Genomic DNA, 1,911 nt, shown 5'->3' with positions numbered 1-1,911 from the left:
AAAGGCGGATTTTTTTGGAACACGGATTGTAATAATTGGAAAAATCTTTAAAATTTTAATTGAGTATAAATCTTTAAAATTTGGAACGCGGATGAAACGGGTTTGCTTAGCAAAACGCGGATGGTGACGGATTCGCTAAAGCGAAGGCAGATGAGGACGGATTTTTTTGGAACACGGATTGGAGAAATTTAAATAATCCTCGTGTGCTTAGTGTAAATCCTTTGTGCGCTTAGTGGTTAAGTAGTTTTTGTTTCAAGTTTCAAGTTTCAGGTTTCAAGTTTCAGGTTTCAAGTAAGTGGATATCCAAATAAAAAGTATAGTTAAAGTTAAGCCGCTATTATTGAAAATTTTATTTGTTTATTTAAACTTTCGTAATGCTTCAAATTCTTTTAGAGAATCTAAACAAGGATTAAAAGAAATAAAAAATTGCTGAATTTCTTTATAATCAGTTTTTTGGTTTATTACTTCTTTAGTAATTGGGTTTAAGTTTCCTTTTTTTCTTATAAACACTTGACCAACAAATTCATCACAACTAGTAAAATCGGATAATAAATAACTTTTATATTTACTATTAAGTTTATCCAAAATGACCTTACTTTCCCCTGTATCTTTGTTTAATAAAGAGACTGAATAAACAACATTATCATTTAATTCTAAACTTATAGAATCTATAATATATTCATTTGAAGTACAATGTAATTCTTTATTTTTAGCATTAATTATAATTTTCTGATAATCAATGGATTCACAACTTGTGATTGAAGCTAACAAAAAACAAATTAGAATATTGTATCTAATTGCCATACTTTTTTCTAATTTAATATTGTTGATTTTGAGCGTATTTAATAACTTTTTTAGTACGAGGCTCATTTTTAAACTGTTATTATTTTAAATTATTGTTTAGTTTTTTACCTATCTGCAAACTTTTCTCTTTTTTTATCTCAAATATAGACAATTCCATTTTTAATTTCTTTTGCCATTTTTAATGTATTTTTAATACTTACAGCATCTATTATTAACTATTTATTATAAATTATATTAATCACGTAATTATAATATTCGAGACTACAAATAAATGAAATCACTAAATAAATCATAAAGATTATTAATGGTAATCCCTTTATTTTGATTACTTTTCTAAAAAAAAACCAAAAGAAAACATATGAAAATGCGGAAAAAATAAATGTTAATAAAAGACAAAATAGTAAAGTTTCAATCGTAAAGGCAAAAAATGTTTTGTATTTAAAATTTGAGATTAACTGTTCTTCACTGGGACTTAATGGTCTCAAAGAAATAAAATATAAAAGAAAGCTAAGTACAATATTCAATGAAATATAAAGTATTGCTTTAAATGTGAGTTTCATTTTTTTCAATGTTCCGTTGGGACTTGGTTTCATAATAGTTGTCTGTATAAAAATACAATTGGATCATATTACTACCAAAAATATAAAATAAACAGATTCAAGTCGATCGATATATGAAAAAAGGGTTAAGTTATTATTTGTTTCAAGTTTCTTGGAACACGGATTGGAGAAATTATAGAAATTTTTGAAATTTTAATTGGAAGGAATTTTTAAAATTTAGAACGCCGATGACGCGGGTTTGCTTTGGCAAAACGCGGATGGTTACGGATTCGCTAAAGCGAAGTCGGATAGTGACGGATTTTTTTTGGAACACGGATTGGAGAAATTTAAATAATCCTCGTGTGCTTAGTGTAAATCCTTTGTGCGCTTAGTGGTTAGGTGGTTTTTGTTTCAAGTTTCAGGTTTCAGGTTTCAAGTTTTTGGGGAACACGGATTTTATAAATTTTTATCATCTTTAAAATTTAGAACGCGGATGACACGGATTTAACGGATGATCGCGGATGTATTAGTGTTTCTTTGCGGTTAAATAAGGATTCGCTAAAGCGAA

Annotated in this window: 1 protein-coding gene; it reads right to left on the bottom strand. The window is 27.6% G+C overall.

The genetic code is table 11. The features are described 5' to 3' along the window. Positions 1-357: 357 nt before the first annotated feature. Complete coding sequence (locus tag BUE95_RS13470) at positions 358-804, bottom strand: hypothetical protein (RefSeq protein WP_143165317.1); 447 nt, start codon at positions 802-804, stop codon at positions 358-360. Positions 805-1,911 lie beyond the last annotated feature (1,107 nt).

This window comes from Flavobacterium cucumis, from assembly GCF_900148835.1.
Taxonomy (GTDB): Bacteria; Bacteroidota; Bacteroidia; order Flavobacteriales; family Flavobacteriaceae; genus Flavobacterium; species Flavobacterium cucumis.
This window is presented reverse-complemented; position numbering and strand designations above follow the sequence as displayed.